At 69.1% G+C, this 23,277-nt stretch carries 15 protein-coding genes; 11 read left to right on the forward strand and 4 right to left on the reverse strand.

Annotated elements, in window-relative coordinates; all coding sequences use genetic code 11:
- Positions 1–12 precede the first annotated feature (12 nt).
- Positions 13–1,191: a DUF3047 domain-containing protein gene (locus PC39_RS11540; protein ID WP_353253543.1), complete on the reverse strand. Its 1,179-nt coding sequence runs from the start codon at positions 1,189–1,191 to the stop codon at positions 13–15.
- A 167-nt stretch (positions 1,192–1,358) separates the two neighbouring features.
- On the opposite strand from PC39_RS11540, the gene PC39_RS11545 reads away from it, so the two are divergent.
- Positions 1,359–2,261, forward strand: coding sequence for a sterol desaturase family protein (locus PC39_RS11545; protein ID WP_353253544.1), 903 nt, complete (start codon positions 1,359–1,361; stop codon positions 2,259–2,261).
- 352 nt (positions 2,262–2,613) lie between these two features.
- On the opposite strand, the gene PC39_RS11550 is transcribed toward PC39_RS11545, so the two are convergent.
- Positions 2,614–4,155: a flavin-containing monooxygenase gene (locus tag PC39_RS11550; protein WP_353253545.1), complete on the reverse strand. Its 1,542-nt coding sequence runs from the start codon at positions 4,153–4,155 to the stop codon at positions 2,614–2,616.
- Between the two features lie 77 nt (positions 4,156–4,232).
- On the opposite strand from PC39_RS11550, the gene PC39_RS11555 reads away from it, so the two are divergent.
- The 5 genes from PC39_RS11555 to PC39_RS11575 all read left to right on the forward strand — a co-directional run bounded on the left by PC39_RS11555 (position 4,233) and on the right by PC39_RS11575 (position 11,368).
- A complete protein-coding gene (locus tag PC39_RS11555; protein WP_353253546.1) occupies positions 4,233–4,901 on the forward strand; it encodes a TetR/AcrR family transcriptional regulator in 669 nt (222 codons plus the stop codon).
- A gap of 68 nt (positions 4,902–4,969) precedes the next feature.
- Positions 4,970–6,415 (forward strand): efflux transporter outer membrane subunit, encoded by a 1,446-nt coding sequence (locus PC39_RS11560; protein WP_353253547.1) that lies wholly within the window; start codon positions 4,970–4,972, stop codon positions 6,413–6,415.
- Entirely contained in the window at positions 6,412–7,488 is a 1,077-nt protein-coding gene (locus PC39_RS11565; protein WP_353253548.1) for an HlyD family secretion protein, read from the forward strand. The genes PC39_RS11560 and PC39_RS11565 overlap by 4 nt, the downstream gene beginning before the upstream one ends.
- A complete protein-coding gene (gene rbbA / locus PC39_RS11570; RefSeq protein WP_353253549.1) occupies positions 7,485–10,244 on the forward strand; it encodes a ribosome-associated ATPase/putative transporter RbbA in 2,760 nt (919 codons plus the stop codon). The genes PC39_RS11565 and rbbA overlap by 4 nt, the downstream gene beginning before the upstream one ends.
- The gene (locus PC39_RS11575; RefSeq protein WP_353253550.1) at positions 10,241–11,368 is read left to right on the forward strand and encodes an ABC transporter permease; all 1,128 of its coding nucleotides are present in this window, start codon (positions 10,241–10,243) and stop codon (positions 11,366–11,368) included. The genes rbbA and PC39_RS11575 overlap by 4 nt, the downstream gene beginning before the upstream one ends.
- A 20-nt stretch (positions 11,369–11,388) precedes the next feature.
- Here the strand turns inward: PC39_RS11575 and PC39_RS11580 are convergent, their stop codons facing one another.
- Entirely contained in the window at positions 11,389–12,504 is a 1,116-nt protein-coding gene (locus tag PC39_RS11580; protein ID WP_353253551.1) for a hypothetical protein, read from the reverse strand.
- Between the two features lie 300 nt (positions 12,505–12,804).
- Positions 12,805–13,422, reverse strand: a complete 618-nt coding sequence (locus PC39_RS11585) for a TetR family transcriptional regulator (protein WP_353253552.1) — start codon at positions 13,420–13,422, stop codon at positions 12,805–12,807.
- Between the two features lie 183 nt (positions 13,423–13,605).
- Between PC39_RS11585 and PC39_RS11590 the strand changes: the two genes are divergently transcribed.
- The 5 genes from PC39_RS11590 to PC39_RS11610 all read left to right on the forward strand — a co-directional run bounded on the left by PC39_RS11590 (position 13,606) and on the right by PC39_RS11610 (position 23,269).
- A complete protein-coding gene (locus PC39_RS11590; protein ID WP_353253553.1) occupies positions 13,606–14,808 on the forward strand; it encodes an efflux RND transporter periplasmic adaptor subunit in 1,203 nt (400 codons plus the stop codon).
- Between the two features lie 9 nt (positions 14,809–14,817).
- Entirely contained in the window at positions 14,818–17,970 is a 3,153-nt protein-coding gene (locus tag PC39_RS11595; protein WP_353253554.1) for an efflux RND transporter permease subunit, read from the forward strand.
- A 1-nt stretch (position 17,971) separates the two neighbouring features.
- A complete protein-coding gene (locus tag PC39_RS11600) occupies positions 17,972–19,426 on the forward strand; it encodes an efflux transporter outer membrane subunit (RefSeq protein WP_353253555.1) in 1,455 nt (484 codons plus the stop codon).
- A gap of 89 nt (positions 19,427–19,515) precedes the next feature.
- Positions 19,516–20,958 carry a sensor domain-containing diguanylate cyclase gene (locus PC39_RS11605; RefSeq protein ID WP_353253556.1) on the forward strand — a complete coding sequence of 481 codons (1,443 nt, stop codon included), beginning with the start codon at positions 19,516–19,518 and terminating at the stop codon, positions 20,956–20,958.
- Positions 20,959–21,118: 160 nt separating this feature from the next.
- Positions 21,119–23,269, forward strand: coding sequence for a hydantoinase/oxoprolinase family protein (locus PC39_RS11610; RefSeq protein ID WP_353253557.1), 2,151 nt, complete (start codon positions 21,119–21,121; stop codon positions 23,267–23,269).
- Positions 23,270–23,277 lie beyond the last annotated feature (8 nt).

Genomic DNA, 23,277 nt, shown 5'->3' on the forward strand with positions numbered 1-23,277 from the left:
CCGCGGCCGCGCCTACGGCGCCGTCACCTCGGTGACGCCCTCGCCGTCGACCAGGCGGATGCCGCGATACTCGCAGCGGCCGTGACCGCGCTGGAACAGGCTGTTGGCGATCAGCCAGACGGCCCGGATCTCGCCGGCGGGGGCGCCGAGCGCGCGCACGCAGTCGTCGTGGACATTGCGCGCTTCGGAACGCCACCGGCCGAGACCCGCCGTGCCGGAGCGGATCACGATATGGGTCTCGCGTGCCCGCCAGGTCGGCAGCGGACAGCGGTACACGGTCTCCGGCGGCAACGCCGCGCTCCAGTGCCAGGTGATGTCCTGACCGTTGTCGAACTCCACCGCGATGCTCAGATAGTCGTGCGTCGGGACCGTGTCCTCGGCCAGCGTCGAAGGCAACTCGTCCACCTTCCATTGCCACTCCAGGCGGGTATCGGGACGCAGCGGCAGACGCAGCTCGCGACGCAGGATGCCGACGTCGGCATGGGTATGACAGCGCATACCCCCGTCGGCCGGCGCATAAATCTCCGCCGGCCCCAGGAACCAGAGGTAGCGCCAGTCCGCCGGCGGCTCGATCCGGTCGCGCAGCCGACCGGCCTCGGCGCGGGCCTGCGGGGGCGCTCCCTCGTGGGCGGCCAGGGCGGCGAGTGCCCCGCCGGGATCGACACCCTCGCGCCAGCGCAGCACCAGCACGGTCATGCCACCGGATGTCTTGCGGTACGCCTTCGCGTCGGTCGCGAGGCGACCCTGCCGGTCGGCCCACTCGCCGGGGAAATAGTTGCCCAGATAGAGCCGGCCACCACGCTCGGCGGTCACGGTATGGCCCTCGCGCGTGCCGCGGAAGACCTCGCCGGTCTCGCCGATACGGAACCAGAGCTGGAAGTGCGGCGCCACCCAGATATCCAGCAGACGCGACAGGTAGACCCGGCCGGCGGCGAGGAAGGTCACGGTCTCGCCGGCGGCGAGGTCCAGGCCCGTGTCGAGCCAGGGCAGGCGGTCGCCCGGCACCTCGACGACATGATGCCCGGCGAGCCTGTCGCCGGGCGCCGCCGCCAACCAGCGCTCGCAGCGTTGCCGGAAGGCGGCCCGGTCGGGCGGCGGCTCGACCCGGCCGGCCAGGCGTCGCGCCAGGGCGCGGCCGGCGAAGCGGGCCGTGACGGCGAGCTCATGGGCGATGCGCAGGGGCGACTTCATGGCGATCCTCCGGAAACGGTCCCGCGTGGTCTGCCGGACCTGTTCTCGCAGCGGCCAGCTTACACGCTCGATCGCGGGCCATCCGGATACCGCCGGACGGCCCGGGCCATGACCGGTGGCGCCGCGTGGCGTTATCCTTGCCGTGAACCCCGTGCCAGCATGCCGCCATGCCCGCGCTGATCTACTGGACCATTCCCGTTTTCCTCGCCTTCATCGCGCTCGAGCTGGCCGCGCTCGCCTGGCGCCGGCGGCGGGGCCTGGAAACACGCGGCTACGAGCGCACGGACACGGCGGCGAGCCTGGCCATGGGCGTCGGCAACCTGGTGGTGACGGCCGGGTGGAAGACCGTCGCCGTGGGTCTGCTCTTCGTGGTGTACGAGTTCCGGCTGTTCGAGATCAGTACCACAGCTTGGTGGGCCTGGGCCCTTCTCATTGTTGGCGACGACTTCTGCTACTACTGGTTCCACCGCTTCAGCCACCGCGTGCGCGCCGGCTGGGCGGGCCACGTGAACCACCATTCCAGCACCTACTACAACCTGAGCACGGCGCTACGCCAGTCCTGGACCAGCCCGCTGTTCAAGGTGTGGTTCTACCTGCCGCTGGCGTGGCTCGGCTTCCACCCGCTGATGATCGTGACCGCGCAGGCGATCAGCCTGCTCTACCAGTTTTGGATCCACACCGAGGCCATCGGCCGGCTCGGCCCGCTGGAATGGGTCCTGAACACGCCCTCGCACCATCGTGTCCACCACGGCGCGAACGACGAGTACGTGGACCGCAACTACGGCGGCATCCTGATCGTGTGGGACCGCCTGTTCGGCACCTTCGAGCCGGAGCGGGCGCCGGCCCGCTACGGTCTGCGCAAGACCTTCGACAGCCGCAACCCGTTCCGGATCGCCTTCCACGAGTGGACGGACCTGCTGCGGGAGGCACGCGCGACGCCACGCTGGCGCGACCGGCTGCTGCTCTTCGCCATGCCGCCGGGCTGGCGGCCGCACCGTGAAGACGGCAGCGGCGGCGGGCGGCCACTCAGAGGGCCTCTACAAAACGTCGCGAGCAAAGGTAGGCCATAGGCCGGGATAAGCGAAGAGTTCCCGGCACCCCCGGCGATTCGCCGGAACGGGCCTGGCCCTGCCAAAGTGAACCACAGAGACACAGAGGCACGGAGATAAAAGGGCATGAAGCTTCTTGAAGCTCCCCTGTCCCTGAATCTCTTGTCTCTTTTAGTTGTTGTTGTTCTTTAACTCTGTGCCTCTGTGTCTCTGTGGTTAAAAACTCTTCGCCTCCGTGCGCCTCTGTGGTTTCATCTCACGCCAACCAAAACCTGTGGGCCGGGAGAAGAGAGACGTTCTCGGCATCCCCCGTCGAAGAGGGCGCGCCGCCGGCGCCCAGGATGCCGGGCGCAGCAGTTTTTCAAACGCCCTCTCAGCCGGCGTTGGTGGCTACCGGCATCGCCCGACCCGCGGTCAGCGGCGCGCGCTCGTAGCGGGCCGCGTCGAAACGCCGGGTCATCAGTCGGAACTGCCAGGTGAAGCCCGGCCAGAGGGTGACGTTCTTGCCGTTGGCGTCCAGGTACCAGCTACGGCAGCCGCCGGTGTTCCAGATGGTGCCGGCCAGGCGGGCCTGGAGCCACTCGTTGTACTCGCGCTGGGCCTCCGGGCGCACGTCCAGGAACTTGAGATCCCGCCGCCGCAGGGTGCGCAGGGCGCCCAGGACGTATTCGATCTGGGACTCGATCATGAACACCATCGAGCTGTGCCCGAGGCCGGTGTTCGGGCCGGTCATGAGGTAGAAGTTGGGATAGCCGCTCACGGTGGTGCCCTTGTAAGCCTCGACGCCGTCGGCCCAGGCGTCGACGATGTCGCGCCCGCCGCGGCCGAAGATCATGCCGCGCGGCACCGGCTCGGTGGCCTGGAATCCGGTGCCGAAGATCATCACGTCCACCTCGATCTCGCGGCCGTCGCCGGTGACCAGGCCGGTCTCCGTGATCTCGCGGACACCCTCGGTCTCCAGGTCGACGTTCTCGCGCGACAGCGTCGGGTAGTAATCCTCGGAGATCAGCACGCGCTTGCAGCCCAGGGTGTAGTCGGGCGTGAGCTTCTCGCGCAGCACGGGATCGGGCACCTGCCGGCGCAGGTGGCGCCGTGCCTGGTGCTCCATCAGCTTCATCAGCCGCGGGCTGACCACGAAGCCCAGCACCCGAGCTTCCAGGAACCAGTAGATGAAGCGACGCAGGAACCGCTGCCGTCCCGGCCGGCGCCGGAAACGCTTGCGCATGCGGCGACCGATGGGATGGTCCGGCTTGGGCATGATCCAGGGCGGGGTGCGCTGGAACAGGTGCAGCCGCTGCACGTCGGGCGCGATCTGCGGCACGAACTGGATCGCGCTGGCGCCGGTGCCGATCACCGCCACCCGCTTGCCGGCCAGGTCGCAGTCGTGGTCCCACTGCTGGGAATGGAAGGTCTCGCCCCGGAAGCGTTCGATGCCGGGGATGTCCGGGTAGGCCGGCCGCGTCAACGGCCCCAGGCCGGCGACCACGCTGCGGGCGGTCACGCTACGGCCGCCCGCGCGCAGATGCCACAGGCCGGTGTCCTCGTCGAAGCGGGCCTCGCTCACCTCGCTGTCGAGACGGATGTGGTCGCGCAGGCCGTACTTGTCCACGCAGCGTTCCAGGTAGGCCCGGATCTCCGGCTGCGGCGCGAACAGCCGCGTCCAGTCGGGGTTGGGCTCGAACGAGAACGAGTACAGGTGCGACGGCACGTCGCAGGCGCAGCCCGGGTAATGGTTCAGGTACCAGGTTCCCCCGATCTCGGGCTCGCGCTCGAAGATGACGAAGTCGTCGCGACCCTGCTGCTTGAGGCGGACAGCCATGCCCAGCCCGGCGAAGCCGGTGCCGATGATGGCGATCTCGTGGTCGGGCGCCGCGGCACCCCCGTCCAGGATTTCTTCAGCGATGGCGGCACACATGCGGCGCTCCCCTCTCTATTTTTGACATCATGTGTTGTCACTTTATTTCTGACATCATTTGATGTCAACATTGCCGCATGGCCGCCGATACCGCCCCCAAACGCCGTCGCACCTACCGCGGCGAGAGCCTGCCGCAGCGCCGGGCGCGCCGGCGCGAGACCTTCCTGCGGGCCGGCAAGGCCGTGTTCGGCGACCGCGGCGTACAGGCGGCCACCCTGCGCGGTATCTGCCGCGAGGCCGGGCTCACGGAGCGCTATTTCTACGAGTCCTTCGACAACCCGCTGGACCTGTTCGCCACGGTCTACGACCGCGAACTGGACCGCCTGCGCGAGGTCCTGGCGCGGGCCCTGGCGGATGCGCCGCGCGACACCGAGGCGTTGACGCGCCGGGTGATCACCGCCTACTACGCGCAGCTACGCGACGACCCGCGGCTGACACGCATCCTGATCATCGAGGTGTACGGCACGGTCCGCGACATGCAGCGGCTCTACCGCCGCGGCATCCAGGACTTCGCGGACATGATCCGGGACCTGATCGCGGCGCGGATCGAACCGGACACGGACGACCGGCTCGATCCGGACCTGATCGCGACCTGCCTGGTGGGCGCGGCGATCCACTTGGCGACCCGCTGGTATCTCAGCGATTACGCGGAGCCGCTGGAGACCATCGTGGCCAACTGCATGGCGGTCGTGACCGGCGTCGGGCGGGGCGGCGCGGCGCCCCTGGGCGCGGCCGCCGACGATTGACGCAGATCAACCGCCGCCGCCGGACGCCGGGGGTATAGTCACCGTATTCGATCCCGTGGACCACATGGATGCGTTTGCGCCTTCCCGTCGTCGCCCGCACGCCCGCACTCCCGCCTTTGCTGCTGGGAGCGCTCCTTTGCGGCTGCGCCCTCGCCCCCGAGTACGAAAGGCCCGATCTGCCGGTGCCCGAACGCTTCGAGGACGCCGGACCGGCGACGACGCTCGACGCCACGGCGCTGCCCGGCTGGCGGCGTTTCTTCCCCGAACCCCGGCTACAGGCCCTGATCGCCGCCGCGCTCGAGCACAACCGCGACCTGCGCGTGGCCGTGTCGCGGGTCGCCGAGGCCCGCGCCCAGTTCCGTCTCCAGCAAGCGGCCGAGCTGCCGGAGATCGACGTTTCCGCGAGCGCGATCCGGGGCGAGTTGGCGGACCGGACGGCACCGCTGATCGGCGACACCCGCATCGAGCAGTACAGCGCCGCCCTGGCCGTACCCGCCTACGAACTCGATTTCTGGGGCCGGATCGCGAGCCTCAAGCGCGCGGCGCTGGAACGCTACCTGGCCACGGCCGAGGCCCAGCGGGCGTTCGCGCTGAGCCTGACCGCGCAGGTCGCCGACGCCTACCTCCAGGGCCGCGAGCTGGATGAGCGCATCGAACTCGCGCAACGCACACTGGCCTCGCGCGAGGAATCCTTCCGCATCGCCGAACGGCGCCTGGCACTGGGCGATACCTCGGAGTTGCAACTGCGCCAGGCCCAGAGCCTGCTGACCAGTGCCCGCGCGGAGCTGGCGGCATTGCAACAGGCCCGGGACCGCAACCGGCACGCCCTGCGTCAGCTCGTGGGGACCTGGCCGGCGGACCTGCCGGACGCCAAGTCCCTCGAGTCGCAGGGCATCGTGGGCGACCTGCCGCCCGGCCTGCCCGCCGAGCTGCTGGTGCGGCGCCCGGACCTGCGGGCCGCCGAGGCCCGACTGCGGGCGGCGAACGCCGACATCGGCGCGGCCCGCGCGGCCTTTCTGCCGCAGATCACCCTGACGGGGACCTACGGCACCGGCAGCGACGAGCTCGACGGGCTGTTCGACGCCGGCACCGATTCCTGGCTGTTCGTGCCGCGTCTGTCCCTGCCCCTGTTCGATCACGGCCGCCGCCGGGCCAACCTGGATCTGGCGGCCGCCCGGCGGAACACCGCCGTCGCCGAGTACGAGGCCGCGATCCAGCAGGCCTTCCGCGAGGTCCGCGACGCCCTGTCCAGCCGGTACTGGATCGAGGCGCGGATCGCCGCGCTGCGCGACACGGTGGCGGCGCAGGAGGCGCGGCTGCGCATCGCCGAGCTCAGTTACGAGAACGGCGCGGTGGCCTACCTGGAAGTCCTGGACGCGCAACGCCAACTGTTCGCCGTGCGGCAGACGCTGATCGAGGCCCGCCGGGCGGCCCTGTCCAACGCGGTGGCCCTCTACCTGGCCCTCGGCGGCGGGCCGTACGGTCCGCCCGGCAACGCAGAGAACGCATCATGACCCTGAAACTCGACAACCGTTGGTTGCTGCCCCTCGCAGCGGCGCTGGCGATCGCGGCGCTGGCGGCCTGGGGCTGGCAGCGCCTGCAATCGGACGGACCGGGGCCGGGATTCGCCTCCGGCAACGGCCGCATCGAGGCGGTGTCGGTGGATATCGCCGCCAAGCATCCGGGCCGGGTCGCGGAGATCCTGGTCGACGAGGGCGACTTCATCGAGGCCGGCCGGGTGGTGGCGCGCATGGACACGCTGTCGCTTGAGGCCCAGATCGCCCAGGCCCGGGCCCGCGTGCGGGAGGCCGAAAGCGCCCGCGCCACCGCGGTGTCCCAGGTCGCCCAGCGCCGGGCCGAGCACGCCACCGCCGAGGCCCTCGTGGTGCAGCGCCGGGCCGAGCGCGATGTCGCCGCCAAGCGCCTCAAGCGGGCGCGGGCGCTGCTGGCGGAGCGCGCCACGTCGCAACAGCAGGTGGAGAACGACGAGGCCGCCCTGCAACGGACGGAAGCGACGCTGCGCGCGGCCCGCGCCCAGGTGACGGCGGGCGAGGCGGCGATCGCCGCGGCCGAGGCCCTGGTCGGGCAGGCCGAGGCCTCGATCGAGGCGGCCGAGGCCGCCGTCCGCCAGCTCCAGACCGAGATCGACGACAGCAGCCTGACCTCGCCGCGCGCCGGGCGCGTCCAGTACCGGGTGGCCCAGCCCGGCGAGGTGATCGGCGCGGGGGCGCCGATACTCAACCTGGTGGATCTCAGCGATGTCTACATGACCTTCTTCCTGCCGACCGCCCAGGCGGGCCGCACGGCCCTGGGCGCCGAGGCACGGATCGTGCTCGACGCCGCTCCCGGCTACGTGATCCCGGCGCACGTCTCGTTCGTGGCGGACGTGTCCCAGTTCACGCCCAAGACCGTCGAGACCGAACTCGAGCGGCAGAAGCTGATGTTCCGGATCAAGGCCCGCATTCCACCCGAGCTGCTGCGCAAGCACTTGGCGCAGGTGAAGACGGGCCTGCCCGGCATGGTCCACGTGCGGCTGGACCCGGCGGCGCCCTGGCCCGACCAACTGCGCGTGAATCTGCCGCAATGACCGGGCACGCCGCTGACGCTTCGGCGGAGCCGCCGGCGACGGTCGCCCGGCTCGAAGGCATCGGCCTGCGCTACGGCGATCGCCGGGCGCTGGATGACGTGAGCCTCGAGGTGCCGGCCGGACGCATCGTCGGCCTGATCGGACCCGACGGCGTCGGCAAGTCCAGCCTGCTGAGCCTGCTGGCGGGGGCGCGCCGCATCCAGACCGGACGGGTGACGGTGCTCGGCCACGATCTGAGCGACGCCCGCCAACGGCGCCGCGTGCAGCCCCGCATCGCCTACATGCCGCAGGGCCTCGGGCACAACCTGTATCCGACGCTGTCGGTGGCCGAGAACATCGATTTCTTCGCCCGTTTGTTCGGGCACGGCCGCGCCGAGCGCGCGCACCGCATCGCCGAGCTGACCGCCGGCACCGGCCTGGCCCCGTTCATCGACCGGCCGGCCGGCAAGCTGTCGGGCGGCATGAAGCAGAAGCTGGGTTTGTGCTGTGCCCTGGTGCACGACCCGGACCTGCTGATCCTGGACGAGCCCACCACCGGCGTCGACCCGCTGTACCGGCGCCAGTTCTGGGAGTTGATCGAGCGTATCCGCGCCGACCGCCCGGCCATGAGCGTGGTGGTCGCGACCGCGTACATGGAGGAAGCCGCACGCTTCGACCGCCTCCTGGCCATGGACGATGGCCGGATTCTCGCCGCGGGCACGCCCGCCGAGCTGCTCACGCGCACCGGAACCGACTCCCTGGAAGCGGCCTTCATCGCCCTGCTGCCGGAGGCGAAACGGCGCGGACACGAGCCCCTGCGGATCACGCCGCCGCCCGACGACGGGGACGACAGCCCCGCCATCGAGGCACGGGACCTGACCATGCGATTCGGCGATTTCACGGCCGTGGATCACGTCAGCTTCCGCATCCGCCGGGGCGAGATATTCGGCTTCCTCGGCTCCAACGGCTGCGGCAAGACCACGACCATGAAAATGCTCACGGGCCTGCTGCCCGCGAGCGAGGGCCGGGCCTGGTTGTTCGGCCGCGAGATCGATCCCCACGATCTCGCCACCCGGCGCCGGGTCGGCTACATGTCGCAGTTCTTCTCGCTCTACGGCGAATTGACCGTGCGCCAGAACCTGCGGCTGCACGCGCGGCTGTTCCACGTGCCGCCGGACGAGCTGGACGGCCGGGTGCGGGAGATGGTGGCGCGTTTCGGCCTGGCGAACGTGCTCGACGAGCTGCCCGGATCACTGCCGCTGGGCCACCGGCAACGGCTGTCGCTGGCGGTGGCGACGATCCACAAGCCGGAGATGCTGATACTCGACGAGCCCACGTCCGGCGTCGATCCCGTGGCGCGCGACGCTTTCTGGCGACTGCTGATCGAGCTGTCCCGCGAGGATGGCGTGACCATCTTCATCTCCACCCATTTCATGAACGAGGCCGAGCGCTGCGACCGTATCTCGCTGATGCACGCGGGCCGGGTGCTGGTCACCGGCACACCCGCGGACATCGCCGACCGGCGCGGAACCGACAACCTGGAGGATGCGTTCCTCGCCTATCTCGAAGAGGCCGCGACGGCGCCGGAAACGGTCGCGGCACCACCCCCGGAGACCCGCAAGGCGCAGAACGGGCCCGCACGGCGACCCGGATTCGCGCCGGGGCGAATGCTCAGCTACGCCAATCGCGAGTCCCTGGAACTGCGGCGCGATCCGATCCGGCTGACGCTGGCCCTGGTGGGCAGCCTGATCCTGATGTTCGTGTTCGGCTACGGCATCAGCATGGACGTGGAGGGCCTGACCTTCGCGGTGCTCGACCGCGACCGCACCACCGTCAGCAGCGACTACACCCTGGCCCTCTCGGGATCGCGCTATTTCGTGGAGCAAGCGCCCCTCGAAAGCTACGCCGAGCTCGATCGCCGCATGCGCGCCGGCGAGATCGGTCTGGCCGTCGAAATCCCGCCCGGCTTCGCCCGCGACATCGCGCGCGGGGACCCGGTGTCGGTGGGGGCCTGGATCGACGGCGCCATGCCGAGCCGGGCCGAGACCATCCGGGGCTACGTGCAGGGCATGCACGCGCACTGGCTGGCCGAGAAGGCGCGCGAGACCGGCCACGGCGATGCCCTGGCCGGGCCGGTCAACGTGGAAGTGCGCTTCCGCTACAACCCCGACATCAGGAGCGTCGTGGCCATGGTGCCGGCGACGATCCCGATCCTGCTGATGCTCATCCCGGCCATGCTGGCCGCGCTCAGCGTGGTGCGCGAGAAGGAGCTGGGCTCGATCGTCAATTTCTACGTCACGCCCACCACGCGGCTCGAATTCCTGCTCGGCAAGCAGTTGCCGTACATCGCCCTGTCGATGCTCAGCTTCCTGTCCCTGGTGGCGGTGGCGGTCCTGCTGTTCGGGGTGCCGTTCAAGGGCAGCCTGCTCGCCCTGACCCTGGCGGCGGTGCCCTACGTCATGGCCGCCACCGCCATCGGCCTGTTGATCTCCAGCTTCATGAAAAGCCAGATCGCGGCGATCTTCGGCACCGCCATCCTCAGCATCCTGCCGGCGGTCAGCTTCTCGGGCATGATCGACCCGGTGTCGTCGCTGGAGGGCCTCGGCCGCCTGATCGGCGAGATCTATCCCACCACCCATTTCCTGACCATCTCGCGGGGCGCGTTCTCCAAGGGACTGGGGTTCGCCGAGCTGCTGCCGCAGTTCCCGCCGCTGCTGCTGGCCGTGCCGGTGCTGGTCGGCGCCGCCGCCCTGGCCCTGCGGAAGCAGTACCGATGAGGGGCACGGCCGGCAACATACTGCACCTCGGGATCAAGGAACTGCGGAGCCTGGCCCGCGACCCCGTGATGCTGGTGCTGCTGCTCTACTCGATGAGCGTCGCCATCTACATCGCCGCCACGGCGATGCCCGAAACGCTCAACCAGGCCCCGATCGCGATCGTGGACGACGACCGCTCGCCCCTGTCGGCACGCATCGCGGACGCCTTCTACCCGCCCTATTTCAAGTCGCCCGACCTGATCGACCGTTCCGGGATGGACCGCCGCATGGACCGGGGCCGGGATACCTTCGCGCTGGTCATACCCCCCGAATTCCAGCGCGACGTCCTGGCCGGCGCCCGCCCGACCGTCCAGCTCAACGTCGACGCCACGCGCATCTCGCAGGCCTTCACCGGCGCCGGCTACATCCAGAGCATCGTCGCGGACGAGACGCGCGCGTTCATCGAGCGGCACCACGGCAGCGTGGAACCGCCGGTGGGGCTCAACCTGCGGGCCCGCTTCAATCCGACGCTGGAACACGCCTGGTTCGGGGCCATGACCGAGCTCATCGACAACATCACCCTGCTGGCGATCGTGCTCACCGGCGCGGCCCTGATCCGCGAGCGCGAGCACGGCACCGTGGAGCATCTGCTGGTGATGCCGCTCACGCCGTTCCAGATCATGGTCAGCAAGGTGGCGGCCATGGCGCTGGTGGTCCTGACGGCCGGCGCGGCATCCCTCCTGCTCGTGGCGCACGGGCTGCTATCGGTACCCATCCAGGGGTCCATCACGCTGTTCCTGGCGGGCGCCGGCCTGCACCTGTTCGCGGCCACCTCCATGGGGATTTTCCTGGCGACCATGGCGCGCTCGATGCCGCAGTTCGGCCTGCTGATCATCCTGGTCCTGCTACCGCTGCAGATGCTGTCCGGCGGCGTCACCCCCCGCGAGAGCATGCCGGAGATGATCCGGACCCTCATGCTCGCCGCGCCCACCACGCATTTCGTGTCCCTGAGCCAAGCGGTCCTCTACCGCGGCGCCGGCCCGGGCACGGTCTGGCCACAACTCCTGGCCCTGGCCGCGATCGGCGGCACCCTGTTCACGGTCTCGCTGGCCCGTTTCCGACGGACCATCGGCAGCATGGCCTAGAATCGACGGGGCAGCGTTACCTATGCCGGATCGTAATAGAAATACCCATCCTCGAATTCGCCCGTGACACTACCGTCGCCGGCGGACACCACACGGCCCGAGACCAGCCCCTCGATAACGTCCCCGGCCTTGAGCACTTCCAGATAACAATCGCCCTCGCCGGTCGTGACGGTTTCCAGGCCGGCATCGTATTGCGTGCGAATGTAGGTGCCGGAATCGTCCTCGCTGCACTCGTAACGGCCCACCTCGGCCGGGAAACGCAGGGTCACGGTGCCGCTATACAAGCCGGCCTCCGACAGGGAGGCACTGAACGTCATGAACCCGGCGGCATCCGCTGCGGTCGTCTCGACGTCCTCGGTATGCACCAGCGCCCCGGCGCCGATGTTATAGGTCAGGCCGTTGGCCGCCTCGCCCAGCGCGAGGAAACCCATGTTGATGTGACCGTCGATCCAGCGATAGGTGGTGGTCGCCGCCTGCAGGGCCACAGTGCCGAAATCATCCGCAAGCTCGCGCACACCGCCGTCGACCTCGACGGCCAGATTCAGATCCGTATAGGGCGCAGATCCGTCGCCATCCAGGCGGCCGTCGCTGATATCGGACCGCATGTAATCCAATATCGCGAGCGAGGGCGACGGTTCACTCTCCGCCAGGCTCGCCAGCGCAGCGATCTTGAGCGCATATCGGCCCGGCCCATCGTCGTCGAGCGACCCCGAGGTCGTGCCGGCATCGAATACGGTGGGCGGTGTCAGTTGGCTGCCCAGCTCGGGGGCCAGGCTATGCCGGACTATCGCGTTGACGATCTCGGCCTCGCGCACGGACAAGGGAAACAGATTACGCTGCATCGCGATCCGATGGGCCAGGTCGGTAAGAATGCTCATGGCGAAGTCGCCTTCCGCACGCGGGTACACGGCATAAAGCGAGGCGCCCTCCGGAAACGGCGTCATGGTCAGGGTGCTTTCGTCGAAATACCGGGCATCCCCATCCCCCAGCACCTCGACCACCAGCGGCCCCCGATAGCCGTCGAGAGATACGCCGTCGGAAAGCTGCGCCGTCTCCAGGGTGGTTATCAGAGTGGCGCCGTCGCTGCGATAGAAATTGACCGTGGCATTCTCGAGCCGTCCGAGGGAGGGTGTCACCGTGACTGTGTCCGTACCGCCATCCGCGTCGTCACCCCCCGAGCCGCCACCGCCGCAGCCCGCCACCAACAAAACGGCCAGCCAAAAGTGCCGACTCGCCCCCACAATACGTCCCTGCATCGGTTCCCTCCGTAGATTCCGGGCGACGAAGCCATGCCGGCACACCATCGCTGTCAACTCAGTCGATGATAGCCACGTTCAGCCGCGATGGGAACCGACACGCGGGGCAAAGGTATCCCACCGCCGATCGATTACATAAGTGCCTGATCGGACGAAGCCTGGGGCAATCCTGCGTCAGGCTTAGCGCCGCGCCAGACTGCGGAATAACGCATCCAGCATGGGACGACTGTCCGCGGCCAGGTCGAAGGCGGCGGGGTCCCGCAGCCAGTCGTGATAAAGCCCCTGCATGAACACGTGCACGGTACGCGCGGCCAGCCGGGGCGTCAGACCCGGATGCAGGGCCTCGCGGTTCGCCGGCCGGCCGAAATAGCCCTCGACCGACGACAGGATGCGGGCCAGGTTCTCCGCGTGCGGACGCAGACAAGCCTCGACCTCCGTGACGCGCTCGCAACGGTGCTGGAGAATGGTGTAAACGCGGCGGTATTGGGGGTCCGTGGTCAAGTTGCGCAGCGACCGCTCGCACAGGTGACGCAAGGCCTCGAAAGGCCGCTCCTCGGGCTCCTCCGGCAGACGCTCCACGAGCTCGACCATCGGCATCTGGACCCGGTCCAGCATGGCCTTGAACAGATCGGCCTTGTTCTCGAAGTGCCAATAGAGTGCCCCGCGCGTCACCCCCGCGTCGGCGGCGATCTGTTCCAGGGTGGCGCGGGCCACGCCGCGCTCCAGGAAGACCCGCTCCGCCGCACAAAGCAGTTCGTCGCGCGTCGCCTCGGCCTCGGATTTCGTCTTTCTCGCCATAGCGGGCGATATCGTCCCGGCGTATTTGTCCGATCGTTCAGTATAACGGCACTTTACAGACATACATGCATGTATGTAAATTGAGCTGCTCGCGCAGGGCTTGCCCGCCCCGGCGTGTTACAGGGATGCCACCGCCAGCGGCTCACCCACACCGCACCGGCTCATCATCGGACGAACGAAGACATGACCAGACATCTTCCCGCACTGACCCTGGCCGCGGCGGCGATCCCGCTACTGGCCGGCTGCGGCCAGGCCACGACGGACACCGCGGGCTCGCCCCCGCCGCCCGAGGTCGGCGTGGTCGAACTGCAGCCGCAACGGGTGACTCTCTCGGCCGAGCTGCCGGGCCGCACCGCGGCCTACCGCATGGCCGAGGTGCGACCGCAGGTGACCGGCATCCTGCAGTCGCGTCTGTTCAAGCAGGGCGCCCGGGTCGAGGCGGGCGAGATGCTGTACCGGATCGACCCCAAGCCTTATCGCGCCGCGTATCAGCGGGCCCAGGCGGACCTCGCCAGCGCGCGGGCCACGGTCGGGGCGCTGCGTCAGCAGGCGGCACGCTACGAGTCCCTGGTCGCGGACAACGCGGTCAGCCGCCAGGAATACGACGATGTGAAGGCGGAACTGGACCGGCAACTCGCCGAGGTCCAGGTGGCCGAGGCGGCGCTTTCGACCGCGCGCATCGACCTGGACTACACCGAGGTCAAGGCCCCCATCGACGGTCGCATCGGACCCACGTTGGTCACCGTCGGTGCCCTGGCGACCGCGAACCAGGAACAGGTCCTGGCCCGGGTGACCCAGCTCGATCCCATCTATGTCGATATCCAGCGCTCGGTCGAGGAACTCATGCGCCTGCGCCGGGCCCTGGCCTCGGGCCGGCTGGACAAGGCCGCCCCCGGACAGGCCGAGGTCGAGCTGCTGCTGGGCGACGGCCGGGTCTACGAGCATCCCGGCCGCCTGGAAGTCTCGGACGTGACCGTGAGCCAGGGCACGGGCTCGGTGACCCTGCGTGCCGTGTTCCCGAATCCCGGGGAGGAGCTGCTGCCCGGCATGTATGTCCGCGCCCGGCTCAGCGAGGGCGTGCGCGAGCACGCGATCCTCGCCCCCCAGCAGGGCGTGACCCGCAACGCCCAGGGCGAAGCCACGGCCCTGGTGGTGGACGGCGACGGCAAGGTCGTGCAGCGCCGGCTGGAGGTCGCGCGCGCCATCGACAGCTTCTGGCTGGTCGAGGATGGCCTGGCCGCCGGCGACCGCCTGATCGTATCCGGCCTGCAGAAGATCCGGCCCGGCGCGACGGTCCGGGCCGTGCCCGCCGACATCCCGAACAAGCCCGCGCGCGGCCCCGACCCCGACGATCCGGACGCCGGCCCCGCGCCGTCCGGAAACTAGGCGCGAACAATGGTCAACTTCTTCCTGGCACGACCCGTCTTCGCGTGGGTGCTGGCCATCGTCACGATGCTGGCCGGCGTCATGGCGATCATGATCCTGCCGATCCAGCGCTATCCCACGGTGGCCCCGCCCGCGGTCGAGGTGTCGGCGGACTATCCGGGCGCGTCGGCGGACACGGTCTCCAGCACCGTGGTCCAGGTGATCGAGCAACAGATGACCGGCGTCGACAACCTGCTCTACATGAGTTCGACCGCCGACTCCTCGGGCCACGCGCAGATCACCCTGACCTTCGCCAGCGGCACCGATCCGGACATCGCCCAGGTGCAGGTGCAGAACAAGCTCAAGCTGGCCGAACCGCGGCTGCCGGAGATGGTGCGCCAACAGGGCATCAGCGTGGAGAAGGCCAGCACCAGCTTCCTGATGGTCATGGCATTCGTGTCCACGGACGGCCGGCTGACCAAGCAAGACCTGGCCGATTTCGTGGCCTCGAACCTGGCCGAGCCCATCGGCCGGGTGGCGGGCGTGGGCAGCGTGCAGGTGTTCGGCTCCGAGTACGCCATGCGCATTTGGCTGAAACCCGACGCGCTGGTCGAGTACGGCCTGACGGTGGCGGATGTCGCCGCCGCCATCGAGGCACAGAACGCGCAGGTGACCGCCGGCCAACTCGGCGGCCTGCCGGCGGTCGAGGGCCAGCAGCTCAATGCCACGGTCACCGCCCAGACCCTGTTGAACTCGCCCGGGCAGTTCCGCGAGATCCTGCTCAAGACCCAGCCGGACGGCTCGCGGGTACGCCTGGCGGATGTCGCCCGGATCGACCTGGGCACCGGCGCGGTGCAGATCGACACCTTCTACAACGGTGAGCCGGCGGCCGGCCTGGGCGTCAACCTCGCCCCGGGCGCCAATGCCCTGGCCGTGACCGAGCGGATCAAGGCCCGGCTGGAGGAACTCGAGCCCTATTTCCCCGAAGGCGTCGAGGTCCGCTATCCCTACCAGACGGCGCCGTTCGTGGAAGCCTCGCTGGAAGCGGTGGTTCACACCATCATCGAGGCCATCGTGCTGGTGGTGCTGGTGATGCTGTTGTTCCTGCAGAGCTGGCGCGCGACCCTGATCCCCGCGATCGCCATCCCCGTGGTGTTGCTGGGCGCCTTCGCGGTGATGGCCGCCTTCGGCTTCTCCATCAACATGCTGACCCTGTTCGGCCTGGTACTGGCCATCGGCCTGCTGGTGGACGACGCCATCGTGGTGGTGGAGAACGTCGAACGGGTGATGCACGAGGACGGCGTGGGCCCGATGGCGGCCACGCGCAAATCCATGGGCCAGATCACGAGCGCGCTGGTGGGCATCGGCGTGGTGCTGTCGGCCGTGTTCATCCCCATGGCGTTCTTTCCGGGCTCCACCGGTGCCATCTACCGGCAATTCTCGCTGAGCATCGCGGGCGCCATGGTGCTGTCGGTGCTGGTGGCGCTGATCCTGAGCCCGATCCTGTGCGCGCGCTTGCTGAAACCGCAGCATGAGGACCGCCGGACATTGTTCCAGCGGCTGTTCGGCTGGTTCGAACGGGGCCTGGGCCGGCTGACCCGCGGCTATGTCGCCATGGTGGGCCATACCGCCCGCCATGCCTGGTCCTACAGCCTGCTCTTCCTGGCTATCGTCGGCCTGGCGGCGGTGCTGTTCGCACGCCTGCCCGGCGGTTTCCTGCCGGCCGAGGATCAGGGCTTCGTCGTGGTCCAGTATCAGCTACCCGCCGGCGCGACGCAGCAGCGCACCATCGACACCATGGAGAAGATCAAGAGCTATTTCCTCGGCCGGGACGCGGTACGCGGCATCTTCACCATCGCCGGCTTCAGCTTCTCCGGCCGGGCGCAGAACGCCGGCCTGGCCTTCGTCAATCTCAAGCCCTGGGGCGAGCGCGACCCGGCGACCCAGAGCGCCGGCGCCATCATCCAGCAGGCCAACCAGGACCTGGCCGGTCTCGTGCGCGACGGCCAGGCGTTCGCCTTCAACCTGCCGCCGATCCCGGCCCTGGGCCGGGCGCTGGGCTTCGAGCTGCAATTGCAGGACCGGGGCGATATCGGTCACGACGCGCTGATGCGGGCGCAGGGGCAACTGATGCAGCTCGCCGGCCAGAGCGGAGTGCTGACCAACGTGCGCCCCAACGGCCTGGCCGACAATCCGCGTTACAAACTGGATATCGACCACGCCAAGGCGCAGGCCCTGGGCGTGCCGCTGGCATCGATCAACCAGTTGCTCACCGTGACCTGGGGATCCCGGTACCTCGGCGATTTCCTGCACAACGGCCGCATCAAGCGGGTTTACCTGCAGGGTGACGCCCCCTACCGCATGTTGCCGTCGGATTTCGACGCCTGGTATCTGCGCAATGCCGGCGGCGGCATGACGCCACTGAGCGAACTCACCGACGGTCACTGGACCTATGGCTCGCCGCGCCTGGAGCGCTTCAACGGCGTGCCGTCCCGGCAGATCCAGGGCGAGCCGGCGCCGGGCTACAGCAGCGGCGAGGCCATGGCCGAGATGGAGCGGTTGATGGCCGAGCTGCCGCCGGGCGTGAGCGCGGCCTGGAGCGGCATGTCCTACCAGGAGCGGCAGGCCGGCGCCCAGGCGCCGTTGCTCTATGCCCTGTCGGTCTTGGTGGTGTTCCTGGCGCTGGCCGCCCTGTACGAGAGTTGGACCATCCCGGTCTCGGTGATGCTGGCGGTGCCGCTCGGCGTGCTCGGCGCGGTGTTGGCGGCCATGGTGCGCGGCCTGCCCAACGACGTATTCTTCCAGATCGGCATCCTGACCACGGTGGGCGTGACCGCCCGCAACGCCATCCTCCTGGTGGAGTTCGCGCGGACGCTCGAATCGCAGGGACATGACCTGATCGAAGCGACCCGGGAGGCCGCCCGCGTGCGACTGCGGCCGATCCTTATGACCTCGGTCGCCTTCAGCATGGGCGTGGTACCGCTGGCCTTCGCCAGCGGCGCGGGCGCCACCACCCGCGCCGCCATCGGCACTGCGGTGCTCGGCGGCATGCTCTCGGCCACCGTGCTGGCCACCTTCTTCATCCCGCTGTTCTACGTGGTCGTGCGCCGCATCACGGACAGCACGGGGGCGCGTCCGCGCCGCGGCCGACCGGCCGCGGCCCACGACGCCGGGGAGCACTGACATGCGCCTTCGACACCTGGCCCTGCCGTTTCTCCTGGCCGCACTGGCCGGCTGCACGCTGGCGCCCGACTACCGGCGACCCGCCTCGCCGGTGCCGGCCGACTGGCCCGACGGTCCGGCCTATGCCGCCACCGGCGACGATACCGAGGCGGGCGACACCCTGCCCCCGGCCGAGATCGGTTGGCGCGAATTCTTCGCCGGCGACCCGGTGCTGATCGAGCTGATCGAACGATCGCTGGGCGGCAACCGCGATCTGCGCGCGGCCGTCCTGGACGTACAACGGGTACGGGCCCAATACCGCATCCAGCGCGCGGCGCTGCTGCCGCGGATCGACGCCAATGCCGGCTACACCCGCCAGGAGCAGCCCGCGACCGGCGGCGGCGTGGGCGAGACCGAATACTACGAGGTCAACGCCGGCGTCAGCGGCTACGAACTCGACCTGTTCGGGCGTGTGCGCAGCCTCGAGCGCCAGGCCCTGTACGAGTACCTGAGCACCTACGAGGCCCGGCGCAGCGCCCAGATCGCCCTGATCGCCGAGGTCGCGGATACCTATCTCACGCTCCTGGCGGACCGCGCGCTATTGCGGCTGTCGGAAAGCACGCTGGAGAACCGGCGCCGCTCGCTGGCCCTGATCCGGCGACGGTTCGAGAGCGGCATCGGTTCCGAACTGGACGTGCAGCAGGCGCGCACCACGGTCGAGACGGCCCGGGCGGACCGCGCCCGCTACCGGCGGCTGGTCGCACAGGACCTGAATGCGCTGCGCCTGCTGGTCGGCGGCGAGCTGCCGGCGGGACTGTCGCGTGAGCGCACGCTGGCGGATCTGGACCTGTCGCTGACGGTGCCGGCGGGACTGGACTCGCGCTTGCTCCTGCGCCGGCCCGACGTACGCGGGGCGGAACGCACGCTGCAGGCCGCCAACGCCAGGATCGGCGCCGCGCGGGCCGCGTTCTTCCCCACCATATCGCTCACCGGTAGCTACGGCACCCTGAGCGGCGACCTGGACGGACTCTTCGAATCCGGCTCCGAGGCCTGGCGCTTCACACCCGGCATCTCCCTGCCGATCTTCGATGCCGGAGAACGGCGGGCGAACCTGGACGTGGCCGAACTACGCAAGCGCATCGAGATCGCCAACTACGAGGACGCGATCCAGTCGGCCTTCCGGGAGGTGGCCGATGCCCTGGCCGCCCGCGGCACCCTGGACGAACAGCTCGATGCGCAGGCCGAGCGCGCCCGGGCCGCCGACGCCGGTCTGCGGCTATCGCGCAAGCGCTACGACGCCGGCATCGAGAATTACCTGACGGTGCTGGACTCGCAACGCACCGTCTATACTGCGCGTCAGGACGTGATCGACAGCCGGCGCGCGGTGCTGGGCAACCGCATCGAGCTCTACCGCGCCCTCGGCGGCGGCTGGCGCGAAGTGACGGCGTCCGCGCGGCCCGTCGCCGCCGGCGACTGAGCCCCGGCGCCGCCGCCCCTCAGCCAACGGGGCACCGCTGCCGATACCTGCTGTCTCAGCTTGGATTCCGGTAACGGCGAGACCCAACGGTGCAGCAACGCAGGAAACTCTATTTCGGACTCGCGCTCGCCGCGTTGCTGACCGTCGGATTCGTGGCCACCAGCCTGATCAGCTATTTCGTCGCCCACGACTCGCTCACCGACCGCATCGCCGAGGAGTCGCTGCCCCTGACCAGCGACAACATCTATTCCGAGATCCAGCGCGACCTGCTGCGGCCGATCCTGATCTCCTCGGTGATGGCCCACGACACCTTCGTGCGCGACTGGGCCATCGCCGGCGAGAACGACCCCGAGCGCATCATCCAGTACCTGCGCGAGATCCAGGCCAAGTACGGCACGATCACGGCCTTCTTCGTCTCCGAGAAGACGCGCCATTACTACCACCCCACCGGTATCCTCAAAACCGTGTCCCGCGACGATCCCGGCGACGCCTGGTATTTCCGCGTGCGCGGGATGAACGAGGCCTACGAGGTGAACGTGGACGCCGACACCGCGAACCGCGAGCGCCTGAGCATCTTCATCAACTACCGGGTGTACGACTACGACGGCGACTACATCGGCGCCACCGGCGTGGGCCTGTCGGTGAACGCCGTCACCCGGCTGATCGAGGCCTATCAGCGCCGCTACGGCCGGCGTATCTACTTCATCGATCGCGAGGGCGACGTCACCCTCCACGGCAGCGGCTTCGAGGGGGCGTTCCGCATCCAGGAGCGGCCCGGCCTCGCCCAGCACGCCACCCAGATCCTGACCAGCCCCAGCATGTCGCTGACCTACACCCGGCCCGACGGTCACACGGTGTTCGTGAACAGTCGGCTGGTACCCGAGTTCGACTGGTACCTGCTGGTGGAGCAGACCGAATCCCCGGCCGAGGCGCGGATCCAGAAGACCCTGGTCGTGAACCTGTTGGTGGCGCTGGGCATCACCATCCTGGTGCTGCTGGTCGCCCACTTCACCGTGCGCGGCTACCAGCGCCGGCTGGAGGAAATGGCCACCACCGACAAGCTCACCGGGGCCGCCAACCGCCAGGTGTTCGACATGATCTTCGACCACGAGATCAAGACCGCGCGGCGGCGCGGCAACGAGCCGGTCTGCGTGGTCAGCATCGACATCGACCATTTCAAGCACATCAACGACACCTACGGCCACCAGGGCGGCGACACCGTGCTGCGCGAGATCGCGGCCGTCATCCGCGAGTACATCCGCGAGAGCGACACCCTCTGCCGCTGGGGCGGCGAGGAGTTTCTGGTGCTGCTGGGCGACTGCTCGCTGGCGGCGGCGCGCGAGCGGGCCGAGACCATCCGCAACGCGGTGAAGAACCACCCGATCCGCTTCGGCCGCGACGACATCTTCGTCACCGTCAGCCTGGGCGTGGCCCAGCATCGCGCGAGCGAGGACCTGACCTCGCTGATCCACCGCGCGGACATGGCCATGTACGAGGCCAAGCGCGAGGGCCGCGACCGCGTCCGGCAATAGCCGCCTCCCGCGCCGGACAGGCGCAAATCCGTCCAACGATCCGCTGCCCTGCGTCCAATACACGCCGCCGGGGACCGGCGCATCTTGCCCTCATGCCCCGCGTGCGCGGGGCGGGCAACGACAGAACAGCGGCCCCCGAGGCCGCGGACGGAGGAGATCCATGCAGAAGTCCTACATCATGTCGATGGACGCCGGCGGCACGATGACCGACGTGTTCTTCGTCGACCGTGACGGCAAGTTCGTGGTGGGCAAGGCGCAGACGACGCCGGACGACGAATCCGAGGGATTCGCCCATTCCTGCGCCGACGCGCTCAAGCAGTGGGGCAAGACCCCGGAACAGGTGTTCCCCGAGGTGATCACGGGCATCTACTCCGGCACGTCGATGCTCAACCGCCTGCTGGAGCGCAAGGGCCAGAACCTGGGCGTGATCGTGACCGCCGGCCAGGAGGATTATTTCCGCCTGGAACGGGGTATCCAGACCTACCTCGGTTATTCCTACCAGGACCGGCTCAAGGTGGTGACCCACCGTCACAACGAGCCGATCGTGCCGCGCAGCCAGATGACGGGCGTGCGCGGCCGCATCGACTGCTTCGGCAACGAGGCCATCCCCCTCTACGAGAACGAGGTGCGCGACGCGGTCCGCAAGCTGATCGCGGCCAAGGTGCAGGGCATCGTGGTCAACCTGCTGTACTCGTACGCGAACTCGGCGCACGAGCAGCGGGTGCGCGAGATCGCGCTCGAGGAGATGGCCGAGGCCGGCGTCGAGATCCCCACCTACCTGTCCTCGGACCTGTATCCGGTGATGCAGGATTTCGCCCGCTTGAACACGGTCGCGGTGGAGGCCTACGCGGCCGAGCCCTCGCGCGGCCAGTTCCGCCGGATCGCGGACCGGGTGCAGAACTTCGGCGGCGACACCCAGCTGCGGGTGATGGCATCGCACGGCGGCACCATCTCCATCGACGCCAAGGAGCTCGCGCGCACGCTGATCTCGGGCCCCATCGGCGGCATGGTCGGCGCCCGCTACATCGCCGACAAGCTGGGCGAGAAGAACATCGTTTGCTCGGACATCGGCGGGACCTCGTTCGACCTGGGCCTGATCACCGACGGCGAGTTCACCATGAAGGCGCAGCCGGACATGGCGCGCTTCATGCTCAAGCTGCCCCTGATCGACATCGACTCGGTCGGGTCGGGCACCGGCTCCTACGCCCGGGTCAACCCGGTCTCCAACCGCATCGAGATCGGCCCGGACTCGGCCGGCTCCAAGGTGGGCATGTGCAACCCGCAGGCCAGCGAGACGGTACCGACGCTGTCCGACTGCAACGTCCTGCTGGGCAACCTCAACCCCTACAACTTCCTGGGCGGCGACGTGGTGCTGGACCCGGACGCCGCCTACCGGGGCATCAAGGAGCACATCGCCGATCCGCTCGGGCTCGACCCGTACGAGGCGGCCGAAGGCGTGCTGGAACTGTTCGAGGATCACCTGCGCAACGAGGTGTTCGCCCGCATCTTCGGCAAGGGTTACTCCCCGGACGACTACATCCTGTACGGCTACGGCGGCGGCGGTCCGCTGCACGTCTGCGGCTACACCAAGGGCCTGAAGTTCTCGGACGTCATCGTGCCGGCCTGGGCCGCGGGCTTCTCCGCCTTCGGCTGCGCCTGCGCGGACTTCGAGTACCGCATCGACCGCACGGTGAACGCCGCCTTCCCCGCGTCCGAGATCGATCCGGCCGGCTTCGAGGCCGCTTTCGAGGGCTACGCCAAGCCGGTGAACGCGGCCTGGGCCGAGCTGGAGAAGCGGGTCGCGGACGAATTCGACAAATCGGGCATCGACTCGTCGCAGGTCGAGTTCAAGCACTACGCCCGCGTGCAGTACGTCGGCCAGCTCAACGACGTCGAGGTGCTGGTGGACTTCGACCGCGTCAGCGGCCCCGAGGACATGCAGCAGATCATCGACCGCTTCGAGTACGCCTACGCCAAGGCCTACTCGCGGGCCGCGCGGTCGCCGGAGTTGGGCTACCAGACCACCAATGTCGTGGTGACCGGCACCGTGCCGGTGGAGAAACCGGAACTGCCCGTGGAGGAACTCGCCGGCGAGACCCCGCCGGAGGAGGCCCGCAAGGAAGGCCGCAAGGTGTTCCGGGGCGGCCAGTGGCTGGACGCCGACGTATTCGACATGGACAAGGTGCGGCCGGGCAACCGCTTCCGCGCCGTGACCATCCTCGAATCACCGGCGACCACCCTGGTGATCCCGCCGGGCTTCGAGGCCTACCTCGACGAGCACCGCCTGTTCCACCTGAAGGAAACCAAATAACCGGGCGC

The organism is Salinisphaera sp. PC39 (assembly GCF_040361335.1).
Taxonomy (GTDB): Bacteria; Pseudomonadota; Gammaproteobacteria; order Nevskiales; family Salinisphaeraceae; genus APNM01.